Source organism: Myxococcus sp. AS-1-15, from assembly GCF_020037055.1.
GTDB classification, from domain to species: domain Bacteria; phylum Myxococcota; class Myxococcia; order Myxococcales; family Myxococcaceae; genus Myxococcus; species Myxococcus fulvus.
Map to the genome: position 1 here is coordinate 211,189 of NZ_JAIQDF010000004.1, position 26,431 is coordinate 237,619.

The 26,431-nt window shown below is 67.4% G+C and carries 13 protein-coding genes; 4 read left to right on the forward strand and 9 right to left on the reverse strand.

Annotated elements, in window-relative coordinates:
• Window positions 1-63: 63 nt before the first annotated feature.
• From K8625_RS14040 to K8625_RS14055, 4 genes are all read right to left on the reverse strand, one after another.
• Window positions 64-810, reverse strand: a complete 747-nt coding sequence (locus tag K8625_RS14040) for a hypothetical protein (RefSeq protein WP_223783001.1) — start codon at window positions 808-810, stop codon at window positions 64-66.
• A 55-nt stretch (window positions 811-865) separates the two neighbouring features.
• Complete coding sequence (locus K8625_RS14045; RefSeq protein ID WP_223783002.1) at window positions 866-2,431, reverse strand: hypothetical protein; 1,566 nt, start codon at window positions 2,429-2,431, stop codon at window positions 866-868.
• Window positions 2,432-2,503: 72 nt separating this feature from the next.
• Window positions 2,504-3,964, reverse strand: a complete 1,461-nt coding sequence (locus K8625_RS14050; protein ID WP_223783003.1) for an MFS transporter — start codon at window positions 3,962-3,964, stop codon at window positions 2,504-2,506.
• A gap of 75 nt (window positions 3,965-4,039) precedes the next feature.
• Complete coding sequence (locus tag K8625_RS14055; RefSeq protein ID WP_223783004.1) at window positions 4,040-4,720, reverse strand: NUDIX hydrolase; 681 nt, start codon at window positions 4,718-4,720, stop codon at window positions 4,040-4,042.
• Between the two features lie 141 nt (window positions 4,721-4,861).
• On the opposite strand from K8625_RS14055, the gene K8625_RS14060 reads away from it, so the two are divergent.
• The 3 genes from K8625_RS14060 to K8625_RS14070 all read left to right on the forward strand — a co-directional run bounded on the left by K8625_RS14060 (window position 4,862) and on the right by K8625_RS14070 (window position 10,990).
• Window positions 4,862-7,375, forward strand: coding sequence for a bifunctional UDP-sugar hydrolase/5'-nucleotidase (locus K8625_RS14060; RefSeq protein WP_223783005.1), 2,514 nt, complete (start codon window positions 4,862-4,864; stop codon window positions 7,373-7,375).
• On the forward strand, window positions 7,372-9,378 hold the full coding sequence (locus K8625_RS14065; RefSeq protein ID WP_223783006.1) for a hypothetical protein: 2,007 nt from the start codon (window positions 7,372-7,374) through the stop codon (window positions 9,376-9,378). The genes K8625_RS14060 and K8625_RS14065 overlap by 4 nt, the downstream gene beginning before the upstream one ends.
• Before the next feature lie 79 nt (window positions 9,379-9,457).
• Window positions 9,458-10,990 (forward strand): hypothetical protein, encoded by a 1,533-nt coding sequence (locus K8625_RS14070; RefSeq protein WP_223783007.1) that lies wholly within the window; start codon window positions 9,458-9,460, stop codon window positions 10,988-10,990.
• A gap of 318 nt (window positions 10,991-11,308) precedes the next feature.
• Here the strand turns inward: K8625_RS14070 and K8625_RS14075 are convergent, their stop codons facing one another.
• Window positions 11,309-11,713 (reverse strand): hypothetical protein, encoded by a 405-nt coding sequence (locus K8625_RS14075; protein ID WP_223783008.1) that lies wholly within the window; start codon window positions 11,711-11,713, stop codon window positions 11,309-11,311.
• A gap of 26 nt (window positions 11,714-11,739) precedes the next feature.
• A complete protein-coding gene (locus K8625_RS14080; RefSeq protein ID WP_223783009.1) occupies window positions 11,740-18,831 on the reverse strand; it encodes a polymorphic toxin-type HINT domain-containing protein in 7,092 nt (2,363 codons plus the stop codon).
• 1,592 nt (window positions 18,832-20,423) lie between these two features.
• Here K8625_RS14080 and K8625_RS14085 point away from each other — a divergent pair.
• The gene (locus K8625_RS14085) at window positions 20,424-21,869 is read left to right on the forward strand and encodes a hypothetical protein (RefSeq protein ID WP_223783010.1); all 1,446 of its coding nucleotides are present in this window, start codon (window positions 20,424-20,426) and stop codon (window positions 21,867-21,869) included.
• A 52-nt stretch (window positions 21,870-21,921) separates the two neighbouring features.
• Here the strand turns inward: K8625_RS14085 and K8625_RS14090 are convergent, their stop codons facing one another.
• The 3 genes from K8625_RS14090 to K8625_RS14100 form a co-directional block, all read right to left on the reverse strand.
• Window positions 21,922-23,766: a GspE/PulE family protein gene (locus tag K8625_RS14090; RefSeq protein WP_223746769.1), complete on the reverse strand. Its 1,845-nt coding sequence runs from the start codon at window positions 23,764-23,766 to the stop codon at window positions 21,922-21,924.
• Window positions 23,751-25,547, reverse strand: a complete 1,797-nt coding sequence (locus tag K8625_RS14095) for an adhesin (protein ID WP_223783011.1) — start codon at window positions 25,545-25,547, stop codon at window positions 23,751-23,753. Before K8625_RS14095 ends, K8625_RS14090 begins: the two co-directional genes overlap by 16 nt.
• 118 nt (window positions 25,548-25,665) lie before the next feature.
• Complete coding sequence (locus K8625_RS14100; protein ID WP_223746767.1) at window positions 25,666-26,400, reverse strand: uroporphyrinogen-III synthase; 735 nt, start codon at window positions 26,398-26,400, stop codon at window positions 25,666-25,668.
• Window positions 26,401-26,431 lie beyond the last annotated feature (31 nt).

Sequence of the window (26,431 nt, forward strand, 5' to 3'; positions counted from 1 at the left end):
GACCTGGGACTTCAAAGCCTTTCAAACCCCGCGCCCTTCCCCCGAAAATTCAGGCGCGGTGCGTCAGGAAACCAGCGTGAAGTGCGGCACGCTGATGATGCCGTCCAGGAGCGTCACCGGCCGGCCGGAATGATCCGTGGCCAGATGAATGACGGTGGCGTCGGGGAAGCGGCGCCGGTAGTCGTTGGCGTGGGTGGGCTCGTTGTCGAAGGCGGCCACCACGGTCCCCAGCCGGCCCAGTTGCGCATGGGCCTCGCGCTTGAACGCATCGTCGTCGTCGTAGGGCGCGGGCTTCATCACGAGCATCACCCGCTCCCCATCCGGCACGGCCATGCCGAGCCGGCGCATGCAGGCGACGGAGCCCCCGCGCATGCCCTCGTGACGGCCCGTGACGTAGACGAGCCGGGCGCCGGTGCCCACCACCGCGTGCGTGAAGGCCGCCGCGCCGTCGATGGCCTCGTCCACCGCGCAGTACTCGCTGGTGAAGAAGCGCTCGCCCCAGAAGTGGCGCGCGGGCTCGAAGTGCCGCTCCACCAGGGCCGCCTCCAGGCCGCACGCGCGCATCGCCTCGCGCATGTCCCAGCCGGAGTTCCAATGGTGGGCCTTGCACGTGGACAGCGGCTCCACCGCGTGCGCTGTGCCGTATTCCCGGAGGATGCGCGCCTGGCGCTCCCGGTTGTCGAGCAGGGTGGAGTCCAGGTCGAACGCCAGCACCGCCTGCTCCCCGAGCGAGCGGGCCTTGGCCAGGATGGCGTGGAGGCTGTCGCGCCAGTCGTCGCGGATGCGCTTCTTGAAGTCTTCGTGGGCCATGAGCGCGGCGAACATTACCCGCGCGGGCCGCCGAGCGCCGCCGAAACCGCCCGACTCAGGCGGCCGACTGCCAGGGCATGGGGCCAGGGGGCGCCCCGGCCGCCGTGTCCGCGAAGCGCAGCATGCGCTGGATGCCGTTGCGGTCCAGCACCAGCCGCACCAACTGCGTGCTCTCCTGGCGCCGGTCCGTCTCCTCCTCCTCGACGGTGAAGCGCAGCACGACGTCCACCGGATAACGCTTGGCGCCCCGGATGTGACCCACGGACAGGTCCGCCAGGTCCACGTACTCGAGCGCCAGCTCCGGCTCGTCCATGTCGCGCAGGAAGCGCTCCACGTTGAAGCGCAGGATGTCCGTCACGCCCGACAGGCCCCGCTCCGTGCGCGGCAGGAGCCGGGCGTCCAGGATGATGTGCTTCTGGTAGCGGATGACCGTCTCGGTCAGCTCGCCCTGGGACACGGTGAGGAAGTCGTCCTGGTGGCGCAGCGAGGCCACCGAGTCGGGGACCTTGGGCGCGTAGTCCACGCGCTCCTCGCACGTGCCGATGGTCCGCCCCGTCACCGGGTCCACCAGGTCCGCGGTGCGGTCCGACAGGTGCGTGGCCGCCACCCGGCTGAGCACCCGGCGCAGGCCCTCCTTGATGCGGTCCTTCATCATGTAGCCGACCACGGCGATGAGGAAGAAGTTGAGGCTCACCTGCGTGAAGCGGATCTGCGCCCACAGCGCCACCGCCGTCGCGAAGGCCATGGCGATGCCCGCCGCCAGCGCGAAGAGCACCTCCTCCCAGCCCTGCCGCTTCTGCCGCCGGCGCGAGGACAGGAAGAGCACGTTCATGCAGAACTTCTTCAGCATGCCCAGCCGCTGGATGTACTCCTCGTTGTCCCCCGTGGGGCTCAGCACGCTGCGAAGCCGGTGCTCCTTGCGGTAGGACTCCTCGCGCAGCACCGCCTCCATCAGCCCCTTGCGAAGCTGCAGCCACGGCTCCCCACGCGGAAGCGCCTTCATGTCCGCCACCGCGCGCCGGAAGCCGTTCTCCACCAGCAGGCTCACGTACTCGTCCACCAGCCGCAGCGACGCGCGCGAGCGCTCCTGCAGCCGCAGCTCCCCCACCGAGCGCAGCCACTGCCGGAAGCGCGCGAGCACCTCGGTCACCCCCGCCTGCATCGCCACCACGTCCGACTCCAGCGTCGCGCACGCCTCCGTGGGCAGCGCCACCGGCCCCTCGCAGCGCGTCTCCACGCCCGTGGCGAAGCGCCTGAGCGCCCCGCGCAGCACGCACGACAGGAGCTTCGCCTGGTAGACGATGTCCTTCTCCGAGCCCAGCCCCGTGCGCAGCCACGCCTCCAGCCGCACCAGCGGCGAGGCGTCCGACGTGAGCAGTTCCTGCACCGCCATCACCGGCGTCTTGAAGCGCACGTAGTTGTGGATGTCCGCGTAGAAGTCCGCGCGGGGGTACGTCTCCGCGTCGATGTTCAGGCTCCCCGGGAGGAACAGGTGCGCCTCCACCAGGTAGCGCGTCTCGTCCGCCCCCGAGGGCTGGTACTCGAGCTTGATCTCGAACTGCTTCCGGTCGTGAACCTCGAAGCGGCTCTGCAGTGGCAGTGGGGCGGGTACCTGGGACACGTCCACACTCTACGTCACAACCCTGTCACGGGGGAGTGACGCCCCCGTGACGTCCTGCGGTCCACAACGGCCTCAGCCTCCCGTACCGGTCTTGGGAGTCGCAACCGGCTGGGTGACCACCGAGGCCCCCCCGACGGGCGCCGTCTTCGGCTGCGGGCGGGCATTCCACACCCGCGTGGCCAACAGCAGGCCCGCGAAGGACAGGGGCAGCATGGCCAGGGGCCAGTTGCCCCAGTTGTTGGGGTCCTTGGCCACCTCCCCCGCCGGGAGGATGCGCCCCAGCAGGATGGATTGGAGGGCGGTGCCCGCGTACACGGCGCCGTCGATGATGCCCACCGCGAGGCCCGCGTTCTTCTTGCCGCCGAAGTCCATGCTCGCCGTGCCCGACAGCATGCCGTGCACGCCGATGACACACAGGGACATGAAGATGACCGTCCAGCCGAGCGCCGGGCTGTTGAGCAGGAACAGCGTGGCCACCGCGCCCAGGCTCATGCCCGCGTAGAGCACCGCCGACACCGGCCCGCGCCGCGAGTCGAACACGCGGTCGCTGATGACGCCGGCGAACATGCCGCCGGTGATGCCCGCGACACACAGCAGCATGCCCCAGTTGGCCGCGACGAACGCCTCCGACAGGCCCGTCGCCTTCGCGAACTTGGGGTACCACTGCATGATGGCGTTGCGCATGAAGCCGCTGCAGAACTCCACCATCAGGATGATGATGATGGTGCGGTTGCTGATCATCTTCTTGAACACTTCCCACACGCTGCTGGACGCCACCTCGCCGCTGGACGCGTCCGCGGTATCGAAGTCCGGGTGGCCCGTGTGGCTGGGCGTGTCGCGGATGACGAAGAAGTCCAGCACCACGAAGGCCGCGAGGATGGCCGCCGGCACGAAGAACACCCAGTACGTGGGCGCCGCCTTGGCGATGAAGCGGCTCCAGTCGTAGGCGAAGTAGACGCCCAGCGAGATGAGGATGCCGAAGACGCCGCCCAGCTGACCGCGCTCGCGCACATGGAACCAGGACGCGTTCACCTTGACGATGGAGACCGCGCCGAAGCTCTGGAAGTACATGTTGACGGCGTAGAGGAACGACAGCGTCCCCACGATGCCGCCCGGCGGCTGCCAGCCCTCGGTGAGGACCTTGTAGACCACCACGCCCATCAGCACGTTGGCCACCGACGAGCCCGCGGCCGACAAGAGGATGGTCTTGCGGCCCCCGAGCCTGTCGGTCAGCGGTCCGTTGAGCAGGAACGCGCAGCCGTAGACGAGCGTGCCCCAGAAGAAGATGGTGCCGAAGTCCGCGTTGGACGTGTGGCCCTTCATCGCGCTGGTGGCTTCGTTGAGGTTGTAGCGCCCCATGTAGAGGAACGCGTACGTCATCCCCAGCGGGAACCAGTTGAAGAAGCGGCGTCGGCGGAAGGCGTCCGTGTGGCCCAGCTCCACCTTGGGCAGCCGCGCGAGCACGAGCGCGATGGCTCCCAGCAGGATGAGAATGGGCAACAGGTTGGCCAGCCACGGGGGCAGCGACGACATGCAGCGACCTCGGCAGTGGAGTGCGAAAACGCCGCGCACCCTACCCCGGCCGCCGCCCCCTGAGAAACTCCGTGCTCATCCCAATCGGGCGAGCAACCTCGTGAGCGCCACCTCCGTCTTCGCGTCCGGGATGTCCCCGCGCCGGCACGCCTCCAGCACCTCCCCCAGCGGGCGCCAGTGCAGCTGCGTCCCCTCCTCCAGGGGCGAGCCGTCTCCCTCGGGCTCCTCCTGCGACACGTCCGTGACGTCCACCGCCGCGGGGAAGACCTTCTCCGACAGGATGCCCGGCGCCAGGAAGAACGAGCCGCCCAACAGCTGGATGTCCTCGAGCCGCACCGGATAGCCCGCCTCCTCGTGGACCTCCGCCGCCGCGCGCTTCTTGAGGCCCTCCTCGCCCTTGTCCTCGGGCTCGAGCAGGCCGGCGACGATCTCCTCCACCCGCAGGTAGCCCGTGCCCGGGTCCGGCACCGTCATCGCGTCGCGTTGATCCTTCCGGAAGTACGCCGCGGGCCGGAGGTTCATCCGCGTCAGGACCTCGAGTCCCGCCGCACCGCGTCGATAGACGAGCACGGCGACGGCATCCAACCGGGGCCGGTCCACCACGTCCACGCGGTACACGGACGACGAGGAGCCATCCGCGCGTCGGTTGCGACACCGCAGCCGCTTCACTCGGAGGAAGCCTTCGTCGCAGCGCGCCGTAGACGAGAAATCCTCGATGATCTCGATGTCAGTCACACTGGAATGACGCTGCCGCATGTCTGCTTGCTCTCCGTGAAGGGGGGCCTGAATAGGGGGACTGTACGAATGCCATGGCGGCGTTGCTTGCCCGCCCGTGTCCGATACCGTACCTTGCGCCCGCTTTACTCCCGACGTCCTACCGAAACACGGAATCTCCTGATGCGTCGCCTCCTGCTCGGCCTCTTCTGCGCCCTGGTCTCGGCCTCATGCATGCCAGTGATGGAAGGCCAGGACTACAACCTCGAGGGGCAGGAGGTGCGGCTGACGCTCCTTCATACCTCGGACATCCACTCACGCCTCATCCCCTACGACTTCGCGCCGCTGAAGACGGACCAGGACCTGGGACTCATCCCGGAGGCCGGCCCGTTCGGTGGCGCCACGCGCATGGCCGCGGTGCTCAAGCGCGAGCGCGCCAAGGGTGAGCGGGTGCTGCACGTCGACTCGGGCGACTGCTTCCAGGGCGCCCCCATCTTCAACCTCAACAACGGTGAAGTGGAGTTCCGCTTCCTGTCGCAGGCCCGGCTGGACGCCGCGGTCATCGGCAACCACGAGTTCGACGCGGGCGCGCTGAACTTCACCAACCAGGCCAAGCAGTTCGCGACGTTCCCGCTGCTCGCCGCCAACTACAACTGGAATGACTGGCGGCAGAACGGCAGCAACGAGACGGCGCTGGAGGCCGCGCCGTACACCATCCGCAACGTGAAGGGCCTGCGCGTCGCCATCATCGGCATGGCGAACATCTCCTCGCTCAACTCCATCGTCGAGGGTGGCAACAGCCTCCAGGTGACGCCTCTGGAGCAGAACGAGGTGGTGCGCGCGTACGTGGACCTGCTGCGGCCGGTCTCCGACCTCATCGTCATCGTCAGCCACCTGGGCCTCACCGAGGACCAGGACGTCATCCAGGGCTACGAGGCCTATTACGAGTACGGCCGCGCCCGCTCCTTCATCCGCCGCGAGAAGAACCCGTGGCAGGTGCTCGAGTGGTTCGGCCCCGAGGGCAACGACAAGTCCGTGGTGCGCGTCCAGATTCCGGGCGTCAGCGGCGTGGACGTGGTGATGGGCGGCCACCTGCACGTGGTGCTCAACCCGCCGCAGCTGCTCGCGGACCCCAGCGGCCGCAAGGTGGTGCTGTCGCACTCCGGCGCGTTCGCCAAGTACGTGGGCCGGCTGGAGCTGGTCGTGAAGATGCCGACGGAGCTCGGCGCCGGTGAGGGCGGCGAGGTCGTCAGCCAGGACTACCGCGTGTTCCCGCTCGACAGGCTCTGGTGTGACGAGGCCATGCGCAAGTACCGGTATGACTCGAACATCTTCTGGGAGGATGGCCAGTTCATCCAGACCCCCGAGGTCCGCGCGGCCATGGAGGCCTGCGAGGCCCAGGAGGACCGCCAGACGACGCACCTGCTCCAGCCCTACATCATCGGCATGGACATGCGGCTGCAGCTCACGAACATCTTCTCCTACGCGCCCACGGACGTGACGCGCCGGAACAACTCCACGGGTGGCGACTCGCCCCTGGGCAACATCGCCGCGGACTCGATGCGCAAGCGTCGCCGCGTCGATGCGCAGATGGCGCTCACCAACTCGCTGGGCATCCGCGACAACCTCTATGCGGGCGTCATCACCCAGGAGTCGATGTTCAACGTGTTCCCCTTCGAGAACACCATCAACATCATGTACCTCTCCGGCAAGGAGATGCAGGAGATGTTCAACTTCGTCGCCGAGCGCTCCGCCGAGCGCGGCTGCGTCAGCCAGGCGCAGATCTCCGGCGCGAAGTTCACCATGGACTGCGCCCAGGTGCAGATCAACGACCTGCGCACCCCCTGCAACCTGGCCCTGAAGGGCGCCGACTGTCCCGCCCAGAGCCGCACGGGTCACGCGCCCTGGCAGTGCATCCAGGACGAGAGCAGCTCCTCCGACCGGGGCCGCTGCTACGCGAATCCCGGCACGGACATCTCGATCGGCCCCGAGCCGCTCAACCCGTTTGGCACCTACCGCGTGGCGGTGAACGACTACATCGCGAAGGGCGGCTCGGGCTTCAACGTGCTCAAGCGCAACACCACACGCCAGGAGACGGGCATCTCGCTGCGTGACTCGCTCATCGGCTACATGCAGGACTTCTGCACCTGCGACGACATCAACGCGGGCTACGCGACGCGCGGCAACAAGCCGGGGGCACAGAGCTGTGGCAACCTCGTGAACGGCCAGTGGGTGGTCAACGACCGACTGCGCGCCGCGTGCCGCGAGATGCAGGACTACAAGAACGAGCTGGACGTGCGCGTCGGAAGCTGCACGTGCGGTGAGCTGCTGCGCAACGGCTTCGACCCGTCGGGCTGCGGCGTCGATACGGTCACCAACCCCGACCAGGCCCGCGCGGCCTGTATCTCCGGCAAGCAGGTGGGAACCTGCACCTGCGGAGACCTGGCCGCCCGCGGCTACAATCCTGCGGGTTGCAACATCCCCGACGTGGACACGCCCGAGGAGGCGCAGGCCGCTTGCGCGGTGTCGCCCGGTCCGTTCACGGGCCGCTGTGACTGCCGGGAGATCATCAGCGGCAGCAACCCCGTGTGCGGCACGGTGACCCAGCAGCTTCGCAACTTCTGTGACAACCCGACGGCGATGCCCATCGCCGACGCGGTGGATGACGGCCGCATCGGCCGGAGGGTGGAGCAATGAAGCGATTCGCTTTCCTGTCGGCGGTGGCCCTCGTCGCCGCGGGTTGTTACACCGACGAGACGCCCCAGCCCACCGGCCTCTCCTCGTTCAAGGTGACGGTGAAGGGCTTCTACGTCGCGGACTCCAACCCGCGCACGGCCGTGCCGGTGGTGGCGGAGTGTGCGACCGCGCACGGCGGAGGCAACCAGGCGGCGGTTCCCCTGGAGCTCCGCGGCACCAAGGACTGCCGGCTCGCCATGCCCCGCAGCGCGGTGGACGTGGACATCGACATCCAGGCGCTGGACGTGAAGGGCCAGCCCATGGAGTCGTTCAACGGCCCGGTGTCGTTCCGCACCGTCCCCGGCAACCTGACGGGTCCCTACCGCTACCGCTGGGTGCAGCTGACCAATGGCGTGGGCTCGGGCACCGTGCGCTCCTCCCAGCTCTACGGTGAGGCCCACGTGTGGGTCGAGGACGATCCAGTCGAGGTCGACTACGCGGATGGCGCCGTCGTCGACGGCGAGCTCCCGGTGGAGCCCGCCCAACGCACCGCGGCCACGGGCCTGTCGCGCTCGGTGTTCTTCGAGGAGCCGACCATCTCCACGGTGCAGGTGCCGCAGAACAGCGACCAGCTCACCGCGTACGCCGGCACGTTCATGCGCATCGGCCGCGCGCCGGAGGCGGGTGCTCCCCTCCTTCAGAACTGCGAGCCGGATGATCCGAACCACAACCAGCCGGTGACGCTGCTGGTGACGGGCATGGACCCCAGCGGCTTCTTCGTGACGGACCTGACGGCCTGCCGCGTGCGCGAGGGCAGCATCCCCGGCGCCAACACCCAGACGGCGGAGCCCTCCGGCTTCTTCCCGGGCCGCTTCAACTCCATCTACATCTACAACTACTCCTACCCCGAGGGCCTGGACACCGGTGACCTGCTCTGGTCCATCGCGGGCTCGGTGCAGGAGTTCACCGCCACCACGCAGCTCACCTTCCCGTCGTGGAGCATCCGCGAGAAGGTCCGCCTGCTGCCGCAGTCGGAGTGGAACAAGTACCTGGCCCTGGCGCCCCCGACGGAGATCAACGGCCGGCTGTGTGGCCTCAGCGGCTCGCCCTACATCTCGGACGTGATGTGCGGCTATAGCTACGGCAACTACAAGATGGAGGGCCTGGAGTCCTCGCTGGTGAAGGTGCGCCGGGTGAAGTTCCCCACGGTGTTCCGCAACTGCGACGCCAATGGCAACGGCACCGTGCCCTTCTTCTGCCCTGACGCCCGCAACGGCGTCTTCGGCGCCTGCGGCGCGGACACGCCCAATGATCCGGACGTCCCCGAGCGTCAGTGCAATGTCGACTGCACACTGGGCATGGGCGAGTACCGCAACCAGATCTGCGCGGAGAAGAACACCTACGACAGCTTCGGGCAGTTCGTGGTGGAGATGGTCCCCATGGGCGCTCCCGAGGCGGGGCTGGACGACTCCGTGCCAGGCCGGCTGCACACGATCAACGCCGCGCCGCCGGTGGCTCCCGCCACCGAGGCGTGGACGCGCTCGACCAATACGTACAGCATCGGCGTGACGCTCAACATCTGGTGTGACAAGGCGACGAACGTGCGCTTCGGCAGCACGAGCGCCCCGGGCCCCGCGAGCAACGTCGCGCTGCCCGCGGCCACCCGCCTGGAGCACCTGATGGGCGACAACCAGATGGTGGTGTGGGTCTCCGTCGCGGACCCTGCCAACGGCGCGGCCCGCTGCACGGTGAGCCAGAACCAGAAGGCTCGCATCAACCTGGTGACGAAGGACGCGGTCCCCGACCTGGTGGTCAACTGCAACGAGCAGGACCCGGACGCGGAGCTGGCCCGGCAGTGCAAGCTCTTGCACGAGGCCACCTTCGACATCGTGGGCCACATGCGCCACGTGAGCGCGGCGCGCCCCCGGTGGATCATCCTGCCGCGGAGCCAGGACGACCTCTGCTGCTATCCCGGCCCGGGGCTGGAGTGCCCGAAGCCCATCAAGCCTTGCGTGAATCCTTAGACTTTTGACGAGCTCGTGCCCCGGTTCCACCGGGGCGCAGGGAGGAGCGTTCCAAGCGGGCGCTCCGTGGAGAGGGACATTGAAAACGCTGCAGAAGCTGGCCCTGTCGGGGCTTATCTCCTTGAGTGCGCCCGCCTGGGCCAGTGACTTCGTGGACACGCGTCTGTCGTTCGTCTTCGCGGACGACAACGTGCTTGCGGGTTCGGGTGAGACGACGCCCAACAGCCCCAATGCGCGGTTTGGCGCGGGTAACCAGAACACCCAGTTCTACGACAACTTCAACACCCGGTTCTCCGGCTTCGAGTCGCTCTCGAACGTGGTGCTCTACAAGAAGGCGCCCGCCTTCTTCGAGGGACTGACGACGGAGGCGGCCCTGACGCTGCTGGTGCTCGAGCGCCCCAGCGGTCAGGTGGCCATCCAGGACAACTCCAGCTACATCCGGCTCAACTACCAGCCGCCGGGCTGGGGTGAGAAGGAAGGCATCTCGCTGGTGGGCTTCCCGGTGTCCGCGGATCGCTTCCGTCTGGGCTATGCGTACCGCATCTCCTGGGGTGGCAGCGGCGCGTTCACCACGCGTTCGGCGACCAACGGCGTGCCCGGCGCGAAGCTGCAGATTACGCGGGACCGGTGGTACGCGTACGTCGGTGGCAAGACGGCGCTGGTGCAGAACGAGCTCATCCTCGAGGAGGAGACGCTCTACGGTGTGATGGCGGGCGCGGGCTGGGACATCCTGGACACGCTGCGCGTCGAGGCGGGCGGTGGCTACTTCCAGAAGGGCCTGGTGCCGGGTCTCGCCACGCTGGGCGTGGAGGCGCCGGTGAACGCGGCCGGCGTGTCCGGTCAGGTCGTCTACCACGTGGGTGTGCCGGTCGGCACGAGCGTGGACTTCCGGCTCTACAAGAACGACCCGGAGATCTACGAGCGGTTCTTCGCGCCCGAGCAGTACCCGGGAGGCCTGTCCTACTCCGTGTCGCTCGAGGGCAGCTACCTGTCCCAGACGCTGGAGAAGCCGGACACGTTCGGTGCGACGCAGCCGCAGGGCGCCACGGCGCTGGCGCTGCAGGCGCGCGCGAAGCTGGGCTTCCTGCGCATGAGCCTGCTGGGTCTGTACCGCAGCCTCTCGTTCATCCAGTTCGACGTGCCGGGCTTCCCCCCGTTCCAGGACTTCCCCGAGGGTACGAAGCTGAACCCGGAGATGTTCCTGGCGCTGGGCGCGGACTACCACCTGCCCGAGCTGCACTTCACGCCGGGCTTCATCGTGGGCGTGCAGCGTCCGGCGTCGTTCCGCAGCCCCACCCCGCTGCTGGGCGGCAACGACACGCCGCCGAGCCTGGCGGGGACGCGCACGGTGGTGGTGCGTGACGTGAACATGCTGAGCATCCTGCCGGAGACGTGCGGTGGCTCTGGCTCGTGCGAGGCGGAGCCCATCTACTCGGCGAAGGCGACGTTCCGCTGGGATCTGTCCGACTCCGTCGCGGCGGTCGGCGAGGTCTACTACACGTACGACACGAACCGGACCACGTTCCGTGACGACATCACGGGCGTCGCGCAGCCGACGTTCGAGAAGCCGCACGCGCTGGGCTTCAACACACTGCTTCAGGCGCGCTTCTAGGACTCACTCGCGCTGAAGACAGACGGCCCGGTTCCCTTCCCTGGGAGCCGGGCCGTTGTCGTTCGTGGGTACCGCACGAGTCGCCTTCAGTCAGGCCTCGCGCGAGCCACTGCCGCCAGCGAGTCCTCCAGAACGGCAAGCCAGCCCCGAGAAATGACCGCATTGGCGGCGCATTCGACGAAGACGGCTTTGGACGAGGTGCCGCCCTCTCCTGCCGGAAGCGTGACCAGCTGGCCAGTCAACCGGTGGAGGAACTCGCACCTGGACACGCCGACACGGATGCCGCTCGGCGGCCCAGCGGAAACCTCCCGGAAGTCTTCAGCCCCCCCGTCGGCATCGAGCAATGAACTCGCTTGCCGTGTCAGGAGGGCGCTGCTCGCTCCCCACGAGCACATGGCTGGAGTCAGCGAAGCGAGAGAGTTCCTGCATCACCGCCGAAACCCGCTCGGTGAGCTCCGCGACCCCCAGGATGACCTTGCCGTCACGCGTATAGAAGACCATCGCCTGACGTGGCGACCTGCGGTCCGCAGCGCCCCAGTACAATCCATACGGCTCGCCATGATGGGCCTCCAGATACTGGAGGATCTCGTCCTCGGACTGCAGGACCACCGTTGGTGGGTCGGAGTTCTCGGGGACCCAGAACTCATCCTGAAGGATGGACCGACCCGGCAGGAACCGCTCGAGGAAGGATCGAACAGCACCCGCGCTGCGGTCATTGCTCAAGACGTAGATCTCTTGCGTACCACCCATCATCTTGCCAACCCCGCGCTGATGAACCGTCCACTGACCGTGTCTTCATAGTAGTAGTACTTCGTCCCATGAAGGGTCGACTCGAAGAAGTTGACCTTCACGGACTGGCCATTCCACGGCTTGTAGATAGGGCCGGCCAGTTGGGTTCCCGTCGCACGGATGTGGCCCACTACACTGTTGAACTGTTGTTGGAGCTTCGCGGCGTTCTTCTCCGACCAGTTCGGCAGTCCCAGCTCCGCTCCATGCCTCGAGTATGAGTGCTTGAAGGCGTTCTTCTCCGCTTGGGTCATCGCGGCCCAGGGCGTGGCGTGGCCGATGATGGGCACGACGGGCTTCGCGGCTGTCGCGGCCACCACGCCGAGGACCTGCCCTCCAAGGCCCGAGACCGAGGTGTTGTGAACCCAGGTCGAGAGCTCGCCCACGAAGTAGGTGTGCGCGCCATCAACCTCGAAGTTGTAGACGGTCTCCCTGCCTGGCACAGACTGGAGCGACGTCACCAGGACGCGATTGCCGGTCGCGGTCTCCAGCGCATCGCCCGGCATGAGTGACTGTGCCTCGACCCAGCCTCGACCCGAGACCCAGAAAGGGTGCTCCGCGGTGACGCCCAGGACGTCGAACGACTCAGCATCGCCGGAGGACAACTCCACCATCAGGACAGCGCGCATCGGACGGACGAACGTCCGCGTCACTTGATGCCATCCAGACACTTGGGTCTTCTCATCCCAGGCCCAGACCCAGTCCCCTTCCCTCACGTCCTCGATGGCCAACGGCCCGGACGAGGTGAGCACGGGAGTCCCCGAGACGAAGCACCCTCCTCCGAGCAGGACGCCGTCGAGCGTCCCCGCAGTGCCGCGACCGGCGGCTCGCAGCGTCAAGGCACCGTCGATGATCGCGGCACGGAACGCCGACCCCGCAATCCAGCCCACGCCCCGCGTCAGGAGCTCGACGGCAACGAACTCCATGCCCCAGACGAGCACCTCACCCGACGCCTTGCGCACGTCCTCAAAGACCGCCATCTGGCGCTCATGCTCGGTGCCGAGGAACACGGGCAGGGTGGGCGAATCCACGAGCGGCCGCAGCGACCCTCTCATGGCGCGCTCCCGGACGAGCCGCTGGTTCTCCGCGCTCTGCGCACGAGCCTGGGCTCCGTTCTGGTCCGCTGACTGCGAGGCGTCAGCAGGCAGCACGCCCCACTGCGCGGCGCCGATGCCCTGCTCCACGTAAATTGGAGCGTTCTCGTAGCGCGGCGCCGTCACGATGGTCTCGCCGCCGGGAGGCAGATCCCCGCCATCCGCCTCGAACCCTGTCGGGTCGGTCCACCTCAACGGATTGTTCAGCGTGTATGCATATCGATTGTAGGACTGCCCATCATGCGGGAACTGGACGACCGGGTCCGGCGTGAGGAAGCGCGCCGTCTCGGGGTCGTAGATGCGCCCCCCCATGTTCACCAGCCCGAACTCGTCGTCGCTCTCGTGTCCGGTGAAGCCCTTCGTCACCGCTCCGGCGCCCACCGAGGCCGCCACCGGCAAGGCATGCGGCAAGCGTCCATCGCCGAAGGGCTCGAACTTCATCCGCTCGCCGTCGAGCACGTTGCCCAGCGCATCCACCACGCGCTCGGTAGACCCCAGATGGTCTCCCAACAGATACAGCGTCTGGTCGGCGCTGCCGTCCACCCAGTGGACTTGCGCTACGGGACGTCCGCCCCCCGTCACGTAGAAGATGTGCTGCGTCTGGCCTCCCTGCTGACGCTTCTCATACAGACTGCCGACGTAGGTCGTCACGCCGCCTAGACTGCTGCGCTTGAGGACCCGGCTCTGGCCCCCGTCATACTTGAAGCTCACTTCCCTCCCGGGGCCGGTGATCTGCCTGGGGAGATCGAACGCGGTGTAGCTCACGGCCCGACCAGGGCCGCTCACCTGGTTGCCGTTGGCGTCATATCCATAGCTGCCTTGCAGGGTCTGCTTCACGGCATGAGGCCCGGCGCCCGCCCCCGTGTAGATGCTCGTCGTCGCCGTTCCGACGCCCTCCAGCACGCGTCTCTCCAGGAGGTTGCCCAGGTCGTCGTAGCGATACTCCAACGCGGACCTGCGGCAGTTCTGGAAGACGGTCCATTTAGTCAGCCGGTCCAACGTGTCGTATTCGAAGTCCTCCGTCGTCCGCGCGAGCATGTCCGCGCGACTCTTGAGATTCCCCTCCATGTCCCACTCGTAGGCCAGCCCTTGCAGTGCGGTGCCAGCACGGCGCGAGTCGATGAAACGCAAACGCCCACGAAGGTCATGGCGGCGCTCGGTCACCACATCGTTGCCGAGCTGTTCGGACGTCACCTGCCCGAAGTCATCGTGCGCCTGCGCCGTCCAGAACGCCTTCGTCGCGGACGGGGCGCGGACGTCCTTCAGGAAGCCATAATCCGTATAGGCGTGAACCAGGGAGAACCGCCGCGCCCCGACCTGGGGATAGAGCAGCGTCGCAAGCCGCCCGTTCGTGTCATAGGTCCGGTTGACGGTGTAGACCGTGCCCTCGATGGTCCACGTGCTCTGAGCCAGAAGACCCTGACCGTTGTAGAGGTGCGAAACCGTCACCCCGTCCGGGCTGGTGGAGTTCGTCAATGCGCCCTTCAGCTCCGTGTCCCACTCGTGGGTGTACGCACCATCCTGGGTGGTCACCCGGACCTGGCGCCCGAGCGCGTCATACGTCTCGAAGATCGTCTGGCTGCCATTGCCGTCCGTCTCGATGCGCGGCTCGCCGAAGGCATTGAAGCTGACGGTGCTCACCCCTGAGTCTGGATCCGTCACCTTCGTCCGGCGTCCTCGCACGTCGTGCTCGATCGAGACCACGTTGCCCTGGGAGTCCGTCACCCGGCGCAGGACGCCGAAGGGGCCATATTCATAAGTCGTGCGGATCTCCCGCCCCGTCGCATCGTAGGCGCTGCTGGCCACGACCTGTCCCACGGCATTGGCCACCTGCGTTGTCTTGTCCCCGCGCTCGTCCAGCGTGGTCGTCGTCAGCTCCGAGTAGATCTGGGTGACGGTGCCTCCCTCGGGGGCACTGAGCGTCAGCCGCCGTCCCAACAGGTCGTAGGTCGCCACCAGATAGCGAGCCGGCGCCGTCCCCGAGAACGGACGCGACATCCGCATCTTCTGACCCAGGTCGTTGTACTCGCTCAACAGAGTGATGACGCGCCCATCGAACCCCCGCGTCTCCCTACGGAACTCCCGACCATGGTTGTCGAGCGTCGTCGAGACCTCCTGGCTCCCGACCTTCCGAGTGGTGATGCGCATCCACCCCAATGCGTCCATCCCATGGCTGATCAGCACCGTCTCTCCGGATGGAGACACGGTGCGACGAAGCCGTCCGAAGCCATCACGCTGGTGATACGTCAGCAGCCCGTTGGCATCCTCGACGACCAGGGGCGTGCCGAGGCCCGGATGATAGGCGGCGCGCCCACGATGCCCCGCGGCATTGAAGGTCGTCACCACGAACATGTGCTCAATCGGATCGAGCTGCGAGGTCTCCACCCGGGTCATGCCCGATCCCGCCAGCTCCAGCCGCTCCACCAAGCCGAACGCATTGCGGCCGTAGGTGGTCGTCAGCAACTCGTCGGCACTTCCAGCGGGCTCGACCACAGTGCGGGTCAACAGGCCTCGGATGTTGTAGTCGTGCGTCTCGACACGCGAGCGGACGAGCCCATCCGCCGTGGCACTGGTGTTGACCACCCGGCGAGGCAGGCCGATGAGCCAGGTCGAGGTCAGGTTGTCGATGAGCGGCACCTCTCGCTTCGTCGACCACGAGCGCCCGGACAAGACCCCACTCACGACTTCGTCCGAGAACGTCTCCGTCGCGGTGTCATTGCCGTAGGCATCGTTTGCCCGGGTCTGGCGGTTGCGCCGGACCAGAGGAAGCGTCGTCCCCGTTCCCTCCCTGTACTCGTCCGTCACCAGACTCGAGTAAAGGAACGGACGCTGTGCCGGGCTCGTGCCCACGGTGTACTCGAACACGCGCTTGTGCTGATGCCTCACGCCGGACTCGAGGGTGACCTCCGTCGTCTCCGTGACGGGCATGCCCGCGCGCAGATAGAGCCCACCGTCGCGGGTCTGGTTGTCGTAGGTGGTGACCGTTCTGGCGTTCGTCCGGGAGTTGATGACCGTGCGCTTCGCGAAGCCCAGCCAGCCACGTCCCTGCACATCCACTCGGGCCGCCTCGTAGGCGTAGTAGAGCGTGTTGAATTGATTCCGCTGTGTTCCGTCGTCGAGCCCCGACTCGACGACGACCCACATGTTGCTCGGACACTGCTGTGGATAGGTGCAGGTCCCCGCCGTATACACTGGCGGCTGCCCCGCCTCCTCCGCCTGCTGGAGGAAATGCTGATAACGAACCGCCACGGACCTGCCGTGCTTGCCGACCCGCACGGAGGTCAGGGCGTCCGGAAGTTCGCCCTGGCGGATGTACAGCTTCAGCAGGCCATAGTTGCGGCGATAGGAGTTCTGGATGCTGGGGTCGTCCTCCATGTGGATGATGTCCGCCAGACCATCGCCATTCGCATCCAGCACCTGCGAGAAGCGCTGCCCATAGCCGAGGAGCTCCGAGTTCGACGTCCCCCCAGTAGACTGCCCCACCGGGACGTCCAGTTCTCGGGGCTCGAAGTGGTCGTCTCGCGCGAGCAAGACCCACATCTTCGTGCGCGTCGCGCCGTTGTCGTTCGTCGCACCGGAGTCAGTCAGCAACAGGTCCTGTCGGCCATCGCGGTCGAAGTCGAGGATCCTCACACCCGGGTCGAGACCTCGCTGGGTGGGCTGGATCCACGAGGGGCTGAGCTCATGCTGCGGGGCCAGGTCCTGCCAGATGGGTGGGAGGAAACCATTGCCCGTATTGATGGCGATGCTCACGTCTCCCGCGAACTCGTCCCCTGAATCGGCCTCGCGCTCGCGCCGGGTGCTCACCGCGTCCGCGAGCCCGTCGCCGTTGACATCCAGGAACCACGTCCTGTTGTAGATGTTCCTCGCGCCCGTGTTCGGCCCACTGGCGATGGGCACCGCGGGGAGTGCCGTGGACGAGACCCGATGCCCACCACCCGCCCCGAGTCCCACCGCGAAGTACTCCGAGGAGTAGAGATCGCTGGTGGAATGCCCACCGGAGCGGATCAGAACCTCGGTGGTGCCGTCGCCATCGACATCAGCAGCGTAACCGGCATGGTCGATGCCCGACGAGAAGGGGATCTGCATATAGGTGGAGAGGGACAACCCACCGAGGTTCTTCCGATAGGCCCAAGTATAGGCCTGCGGCGATTGGGTGGACCGGAAGAGCTCGGGCAAGCCATCTCCATCGAAGTCCGCCACGTGCATCACTGGGATGCGCGAGCGCGAGCTGCTGACCGTCTGCCACCAGAACTGCTGGATCTCCGGCGCCTCGATGCCCGCCGGCACGAACTTCGTCCCATCGAAGGAGTAGAGCTGGAACTTGCCGTGGGTCCCCGTCCAGTCCGCACGCTCGACGGAGATGACCTCGGGGATACCGTCGCCGTTCATGTCGGCGATGCGGAGGTCATCGTCACTGTTTCCGACCTTGGAGTCGGGCAAGTGTGCTCGTGTGGCCGGCCCATACACGCCCACACCGATGGCCAGGCGGTAGTACCAGATGGAGTCACCCAGCTCGATGCGGCTGCCGCTCGTGTCGGTGACGACCTTCGCCGTGTCATTGCGGCGATAGAGGAGGTCGTCGCGTCCATCCCCATCGATGTCCAGGGTGTGCAGCGTCCAGAAGTCCTGGACCCCCTGGATGAGCGTGCCGCCCGCGGTCTGGACCGGGTCGCCCCGGGTCTTCACGTCTCGGATGGGAACCAGCGTGCTCCCCTGCCACTCCACGGCGGTCTTGACCTCGAAGTCCTGGAGCGTCACCACCGGGTCATCGCAGTCATTGTCAGGGCTCGCGCGGCAGTCGAGGCCGGGTGAGTAGTCGAACTCGAGAGCATCCCGACACACGCCCAGGCCGTCACACTCCCAGACCCGCTCGAGCAGGCTCCGACGGGTGACTCGCGCGAGGCGATAGCTCAGGTCGAAGGAGCGCAGCAGGACATCGTCCCGGGTCGTCGGCGTCGATGCGAGCCCGGGACCATGCATCTCGATGCGCGAGAGCCGCTTCGACTCTCGCAGCTTGAGCCCTGACACGTAGCGAACCATCGCATCAGGACGCGTGGCCGCGTCGTAGGTGAACCGCACGCTGCGCCGCCGCATCGCGCCCGTGGGATCGCTGGAATGGCCGGTGTAGTCGATACGCTCCGGAACATGCTCGTAGCCCGTCGTGGCGCTCCCCTCCATGAGGTAGCGGATCCGCAAGTCGTTGCCGGCCCGGTCACGGATTTCGGACAACGCCCAGGTCAGGCGGACCGACGTCGACTCCACTCCCTGCGTGGTGATTCCCGTCACCGGGTGCGCGGAGACCGTCAGCCTTTCTCCCTCCAGTCGGGAGCGGGTGTCCGCATATCGCCCGTAGGCCAGGATGCGTCCGTCCTTCTGGTGTGCCTCGAAATAGTCCGGAGCTCCCGTGCCATCCAGGTAGGCCAGCACCCGGGTGAAGGATTCGACCTCGGTTCTGAATTCGATGAGGCCCGCGCTGCTTGAAATGACCGTCAAGCGCTGCCCATCCAGACAGAAACCATCCGTCGACTGGAAGCGGATCGGCGCCGCCGAGCCATCCTGCGCGAAGGTCTTCCTACAGCGGGAGATCCGCGAGAAGCCCTTCAACTCCCAACCGACCCCCAAGAGACCATTGTCAGCGCGGCTGTGATAGGCGAGCGAGAGCCGGGGCTCCACCCCAGCGCGCCCCGCAGGACTCCAGAGAGGGATGGAATAGGTCGCCGCACCATCGGAGGTCACCTCGAAGTGCGCGTCCACCATCATGGGCGTGGTGCCCGTCGGCTTCTGCTCGGTGGGAAGGATGGACGAGGGTGGAACCACCAGCGGCGCATCGCTCAGGCGCCCGGAGGTTCGCGACGCTCGCACCTCCACGGGGTCCGCTCCATCCGATGAGGTTCCGCAGGCGGCCAGCCCCAGCAGAAGGCAGAGACTCGAGACCAGCGACGACGCGACGCGCTTCATGGCAACGTCCTTGTGGATCCGCAGACCCGGAGAAGAGCTCGATGAGATCAGCCCCCGGCATCCGCCCCCTAGGGGAAGCGGAGCCCGGAGAACCGGTTCAGGACAACCGTCAGGGCGCGAAGCTCGCGCCGCAAGGGCCGCAGTCCAGCGGCCCGCCACATCCATTCGTGATGACACCGCAGGTGACTGACTGCTGCGCGCAAGTCTTCGGGACGCAAGCACCCACACATACGTTGTTATTGCAGAGTTGCCCTGTCCCGCACGCGCCACAGTTCAGCGTCGCGCCACAGCCATCCGGAATGCTCCCGCAGCTCTTGCCCTGGGCCGCGCAGGTGGTCGGCGTACAGGTGCACGTCCCGGAGTCTGTTCGGCAAATGCCATCCTCGTCGATGCCGCCGTCACAGTCGTCATCCAGGCCATTACAGGCCTCCGACGGCGCCGTGCAGACACCGGACCAGAAAACGGAAAGACAGGCCTCCGTCGACCCCGGACAGGAGCCCCCAGGCCCCACACAGCTCCGGGTCAGGGTATAGGGCCCTTGGCCTGGCAAGTTGTTGATGATGCCGTCCTGGTCGTCGTCGCAGCCATTGCACCGCTCTTCGGTGGGAGTATCCCGCGTGCACGGACCAGCCGTCCCATCCTCGGCGCACCAGCGCCTCGCGGCATACCCGTCACAGTCGTCAGAACAGGAAAGAAACTGGGTGCCCACCTGGACCTTGCAGACGAGCTGCCCTCCGACACAGTGCAGCTTTCCGAAGCATCCGTTCTGCTGGGCGTCACAGATGATGGTCGGGACGTAGTCCTCGTCGACCAAGCCGTCACCATCATCGTCACAGCCATTGCAGTTGTCGTCCAGTGTCCGATAGGCCGTGCAGGAATTCGCGATCACCTCTCCCATCGCAGTACACCGGCGCGTCCCCGTCCGACCACAGACCGTGCATGACGTCGAGGATGATCCATCGAAGTTCTCGCAGTCGCCCCAGTACAGGTCGCAGTAGCGCCGCCCGTTACAGGAGTTCACCGAACACGTCTGGGAGCCGCCAGGGGGAGAACATGCGGCACGGGCATCCATCGACAGCAATCCCACCACGAGCATCCCCAGACACCACAGGACGGAATGCATGCGGCTTCCAATTCCGCCTCTTTGCGCCCTCCCTGGAACAACGTCGCCGCTGATGATTGAGCACATCGAAGCAAGGACCACGAGAGCTGTTCGGGCAAGCATGAGTGACCATCTCCCCTACAAGCCTGTTCATCCAGAAGTCAACACTTTGCACTTCAGCATCATGGATTCAAGGCGAATCATTGAGCATTCAGGCTTCAAGGCGGACTCGCGATGACAGTGCACCCAGACAGAAAGTCATTGAGCGCGGGTCGCCAGCGCAACCTGGCTGCCCTCCTTTAGATAGGCATCCGCCACGCGCCTCTCACTCACTCGCGCTCGACTGCTGTGGCTTCCTCGAAAAAATCGACGGACGGCACTGCCAGGTCGCGCACCTGGCGCCGTATAGGTCGCGGGCGCATCCGCGTCCCGGTCGACCAGGAGCAGCATGGGGGCTGTTCCAGGGTCGCGCCGCCTCGTGAGGAGTGTCATGCGTCGCGTCTGTGCAGGGATGGTGATGGTGATGTTGGGGGGAGTGGGCTGTGGCGATTCGACGGAGGGAGGCGCGGGACCCCAGGGGGAATCGGACTTCACGTCTCAAGAGTCCTTCTTCAAGGGAGGCTCACGCATCAAGGTCCGGCGGATGAGCACGACCGAGGGCCTGCGCTGGTCGGAGGCCACCTACGACGCCGCACGCCTCCGCCCCTGCACCTGGCAGCCCGTGGCACCCGATGGCGACCTCTACTGCCTGAGTGACAACCTCCACCGAATCACCTGGAACGAGACACCCTTCTACGTCGACGAGAGCTGCACCGAGGAAGGCGTCATCTCCGCTAGTCCACTGCCCGCGGGGACCATCCTCGCGAAGGAAGCAGCGCCTCCCGGAGTCCTCCAGCAACTGTTCCACCTGGGCGCCCGTGTCACCGGCTCCGTCTACCTCCGTGACGACTCCGGAGGCTGCCATGCCCTCCCGAACAACTCCTCGAGAGCGGCCTACCATTTCGGTGGCGAGGTCACCGGCAACACGTTCGTGAAAGGCCAACTGCGCCAACACGTCTCCAAGGATGGCGTCGCGGCCCACTTCGTCGAAGGAGAGGATGGCTCCTTCAGCTTCCATCACCTCGAGTCCACCGAACACGGCGTCACCTGTGCCGTTCAGCGGGCCCAGGACGCGTCACTGCGATGCCTCCCCTCGGGACAGGACGCCGCCGTCGCGCTCCTCGGTGGACTGTCCGCGGACGCGAACTGCAGCGAGCCGATCCTCATGGCGACCTCCTGCAATGCACCCCGCTTCGCGGTCGAGCCCTCTTCGAGCCGCTGCGAGACCGGGGTCAGCGTGTTCTCCACCGGCCCTGTCGCGACTGAGCTGTATGCCATTTCCGAGGACGGGACGTGCATGGAGTCCTCCCTCGGCCCGAACGGCCCCTGCTTCCATCGCCCCGGCCAGGAGGTTCCTCCCACGCGCTGGCCTGAAGCCAGACACGTCGACATGGAGGCCCATGGCCGGCTCGTCGTGCGCGGAGCACGTTTGAATGACTCGCTCCATGTCCCGATGGGTTTGTTCGACACCCAGTTGGACGCGGACTGCCACTTCGAGGCGGACACGAGCGGACAACCGCGTTGCTTCCCCACCACGCCCGCCTTCCACCTCGGGCTCTACGCGGATGCCTCGTGCACCCAAGCCCTGGCGCAGACCTACGAGGAGCACTGCTACACGGGCCCGTATGCCGTCATCGCGGCCACCCCGGCAGGAGACGCGCACCGCGTCTTCCTCCTGGGCACCCGGCACCAGGGCCCCGCCTACGCGAAGATCACGCTCACGGGACAGCCGACCCGCTGCGCCGAAGTCTCCACGCCCGCCACCAGCAAGCGCTGGCTCCTCGGCAAGGAGCTCCCCGCCAGTGCGCTGGTCCCAGGCAGGGCCACCCTCGACTGAAGCCCGTTCGTCCCAAGGCCCAGGCGCACGGTGAAACACCGTGCGCCCGTCCTCACGCGGACGTCATCCGCACCACTTCGTCGAACGCGGTGAGCCCCTGCGCCAGCTTTCTCACGGCGGCCTCGCGCAGCGTGCGCATCCCGCCGAGCCGGGCCACCTCCACCAGCTTCTCGTACGGAGCCTCGCGGGAGATGTGCTCCCGCAGCTCCCTGCCCGTGGTGACGATTTCGAAGACACCCGTGCGTCCGATGAAGCCCGTGCCACGGCAGCGCACGCAGCCCGCGCCCTTGAGCAATCGCACGCCCCCGGGGAGCAGCGGCAACGGCGCCTGGAGCGCCAGGAGCTCGTCGGGCGTCAACGACGTCTCCTCCGCGCAATGACTGCACACCCGCCGCAGCAGGCGCTGTGCCATCACCCCGAGCAGACTCTGCGCCAGCAGGAATGACGGCACCCCCAGGTCCCTCATGCGCGCCACCGCGCCAAGTGCGTCGTTGGTGTGCAACGTGGACAGCACCAGGTGTCCGGTGAGCGCGGACTGGATGGCGTTCTCCGCCGTCTCCGCGTCGCGAATCTCGCCCACCATGATGACGTCCGGGTCCTGGCGCAGGATGTGCCGCAACGCCCCGGCGAAATCCAGCCCCACCTTGGGCTGCACCTGCACCTGGTTGAACGCGTCCCACACCATCTCGATGGGGTCTTCAATCGTGGTGACGTTGACGTCCGGCCCCGCCAGCGCCTTGAGCGCCGAGTACAGCGTCGTCGTCTTGCCACTGCCTGTCGGGCCCGTCACCAGGATGAGCCCGTGCGGCTGGTCGATCCACGACTCGAAGTTGGCCTTCTCGTCCGGCTCGAAGCCGAGCTGGGCGATGTCCTGCACCAACGTCTCCGGGTCGAAGATGCGGATGACCACCTTCTCGCCGAAGGCCGTGGGCAACGTGCTGACACGCAGCTCCACCTCGCGCCCATCCCGCTCCGTCTTGATGCGCCCGTCCTGCGGCTTGCGCTTCTCCGAGATGTCGATGCGCGAGAGCATCTTCACGCGCGACACAATCGGCGGATGCACCTGCGCCGGCAACGAATACACCGGATGCAACACGCCATCGATGCGCAGCCGCACCACGCTCGTGGCGCGCTTGGGCTCGATGTGGATATCCGAGGCGCGGTTGTCGAACGCGTAGCGCAGCAGGTAGTCCACCGCCTGCACCACGGGCCGGTCCGACGCCTCCAGCTCCTGCGTCCCGCTCAAGGAGACGAGCTGCTCGAAGTTGGAGACCTGCGCCCCACCCGACGCCGCGCTGAAGTCATCCGCCGCCCGCGCGAGCGTCTTCTTGAAGCCGTAGATGTCGGAGATGGACTTGAGGATGTCCGCCTTCGAGCTGAGCACCGGCTCCACCGGCAGCCCCGTCAGCCGGTGGAAGCTCTCGAACAGCTCCCGGTCGAACGGGTTCGCCACCGCGACCACCAGGCGCCCCTGCGGCGTGCGCTCCAGCGGCAGCAGCACGTGCTTCTGCGCATAGGGCCGCGACACCGTGCGCGTGGCCAGCCCCATGTCCAGCTTCAGCGGGTCGATCTTCCGGTACGTCAACCCGGAGGCGCGCGCGGCGGCCTCGGTGACGCGGTCCTCGTCCAGCACGCCGCGGCCATTGGCCAACGGCACCTGGAACGCGGCCACCACCTCCACCGGGGACACGTCGTAGCGCGCGGCGTCCTTGCCGCTCGCCGCGGTCTGCGCCTTGAGCACACGCGCTCGCGCGGCGGGCTCCTTCGCGAGCACCTCCTGGGCCTGCTGGGGCGTCAACAGCCCCTGGCCGACGAGCGCCTCCAGGACGAAGAGCGTGGTGAAGTCCACCCGGCTCCTCACGGCAGACGCATTCGGGCCGCTCACGGCTTGTGCCACGTCCTTCTCCTTCCAGCCACCAGCAGCAACAGGACCAATCCACCCAGGAAGGCCGCCGCCGACACGGGCGCGCCCTGGCAGCCACAGCCGTCCGGACCACCCGGGCCCTTCGGCGGCCCCGCGTCCACGGGCGGCGGAGGCGGCGTGCCCGCGTCGTTGCACAGCGTGCACGAGCCCGCGTCCGGCTTGGCCAGCGGATCGTAACAGGTGCCCGCGGCCGAGCAGAGCATGGAGGGCGCGCAGTCCTTCTCCGTCCGGCAGACGGGCAGACAGGCGGAGCTGCCCTGCTCCACCGTGCCGCACCTCAACGTCGCGTCACACGACGTCGCCGAGCAGGCCCGGACACACGCCCGCTCACCGTCCTTGTTCACCACCTGGCACGACGTCCCACCCGGGCACGCGCACGCCGCCACCGAGCACGGCTGCGCGCAGACGCCCTCCGTCCCCCCTTCCGCGACCAGGCAGTACTGGTTGGTGCCGCACTGCGCATCCGCCGTGCACGCATCCCCCACCTGCCTGCCCGCCGTCTGCCGAGGCACGCAGACGCGGTCGCACGTCCTGCAGACGGAGTTGCTGTCGCAATCCGCATCACCATAGCAACCGGGGACGCAGAGGTTCCCTTCGGGGCGCGTCTCGCAGGTATAGCCGGGCCGACAGTCGCTCCCGCCGGGCGTACAGGTCTTCAGACAGATGGAGCCCTGGCCTGGGACATCCGAGCACTCGGCGCCCGCGGGGCACGAGCCCGCGCCGCTGCACGTCTCCGTGCAGTAGCCCAGGTCCCACCGGTCGAACTCCCCATTGCCCGAGGGCGGGTCCACCGGCGCGATGCAGACGCCGTTGGTGTTGCCACAGCTGCGCGGGCCCGGCGTGCACTCGCGGCCCACGGGCGTGACGCCGTCGGGCAGCGCTGGAAGACAGGCCTTCGTATAGCCACTCACCAACGCGGAGTCGCGACAGACATAGGGCGCGGGGCACTCGCCGGAGGTGTTGCCGAAGCAGCCCTTCGCGCAGACCTTCAGGTCCTTGCCCGACACCGTGGACGGCGCGGTGACACACGTCAGGCCCGTGGTGCACGTGCCGCTCTCGCACGGGGAGCCGACCGCCCCCGTCTTCGGATAGAAGCGGCACAGCGCCGTCCTGTCGTAGTCCGCCAGCTGCCGCCGCGTCACGCCGGTGGGCAGGTCGAAGAACATCACCGCGCCAATGGCCTCGAAGCTGTCACCAAGCCCCAGGCAGTGGCCGATTTCGTGGGTCAGCACACTCTGGATGTCCATGCGTCCCGCCGGCGTGGGCGTCAGCGTGGACCAGGCGTAGTTCACCGCGTTGAGATAGACATCACACTGGTACACGTAGCCGCCGAAGGTCAGCGCCCTCGCGGCCGCGGGCCTGTCGCCTCCGTTGAGCGTGTCCTGAAAGTGAATATCGGTCGCGCTCGTCACCCAGATGGGAACGACGTTGAAGCGGTCCCCCGGGTCATCGACGTTCGCCATGGGCGAGCCCGTCGTCGCCACGCCGCCGTCCGCCGGGAAGGAGAACGTGGGCCACGCGCAGGTCGTCCCCTGCCAGGTCTCGAAGGCCGCGCGACTGGCCGCCGTCACCAGGGCCAGGTCATTGCCGGCGGGCTGGGCCGCACGCCCGTCCACGTAGAAGACGAAGGGGTCCGACGGCGTGCTGAGCACCCGGTACCCCAGGTCCCTGTATTCCAGCACCTGCTGCGCCGCCGCCGTGGCGGCCAACAACAGCCCAAGTACGACGGCGCTCCGCTGCGAACCCCGATTCATCGATGAGACCCCTCCCACGTCGCCTGACTCCCGGCATGCGGCCGGCAGGGCGATGGGAGGGCCAGTCTACTCGCGAACGATTCGCCTCGTGGCACCCACGCTGCTTTCCGCCCGGAACTCAGTTCCCCCGGACGGCGCGCACCGTGGCGTCCACCAGCGACTCGGGCGTGGGTCGCTCGGCGATGGCCGAGGCCGGCAGCCCCAGTTGCTCCAGCGCCGAGGCCGTCGTCGGACCGATGGCCACCACCCGCGCGGCGCCCAACCGCTCGCGCCCCGCGGCCTCCAGGAAGGCCTCCGCCGTGCGCGGCGAGGCGAACACCGCCACGTCGGGCGGCGAGGCCCCCAACAGCTCCAGCGCCTCCAGCGGCAGCTCCGCCGGCAGTGAGCGATAGGCCGTCACCCGCGTGACGAGCACCCCGGCCTCCCGCAGCGCGTCCTCCAGCTCGCGCCGACCGTCCTCCGCCGCGGGCAGCAGCACCTCGTCCCCGGACTGCAGGCCGTCCTTGAGCATCTCGAACAGCGCCTGCCCCGTACCCTCCTCGGGCTCCGCGGCGACGTCCAGCCCATAGCCCTTCACCGCGCGCGCGGTGCGAGGCCCCACCGCCGCCAGCTTCACGCGGGAGATCCTGTCGGCCGTGCCCGCCTCCCGGAGCGCGTCCAGCAGCGCGTCCACCGCGGACGGGCTGGCGAACACCACCCAGCGGTAGCGCTGGATGTGCTCCGCGGCCGACGCCAGCGGGCGCGGGTCCTCCGGAGGACGCAGCTCCAGCAGCGGGAGGCTGAGCACCTCCGCGCCCTCGTCCTCCAGGAGGAAGCACAGCTCTTCGGCCCGCTCACGCGGGCGCGTCACCAAGACTCGGATGCCTTCCAGTCGCCGTTCCACG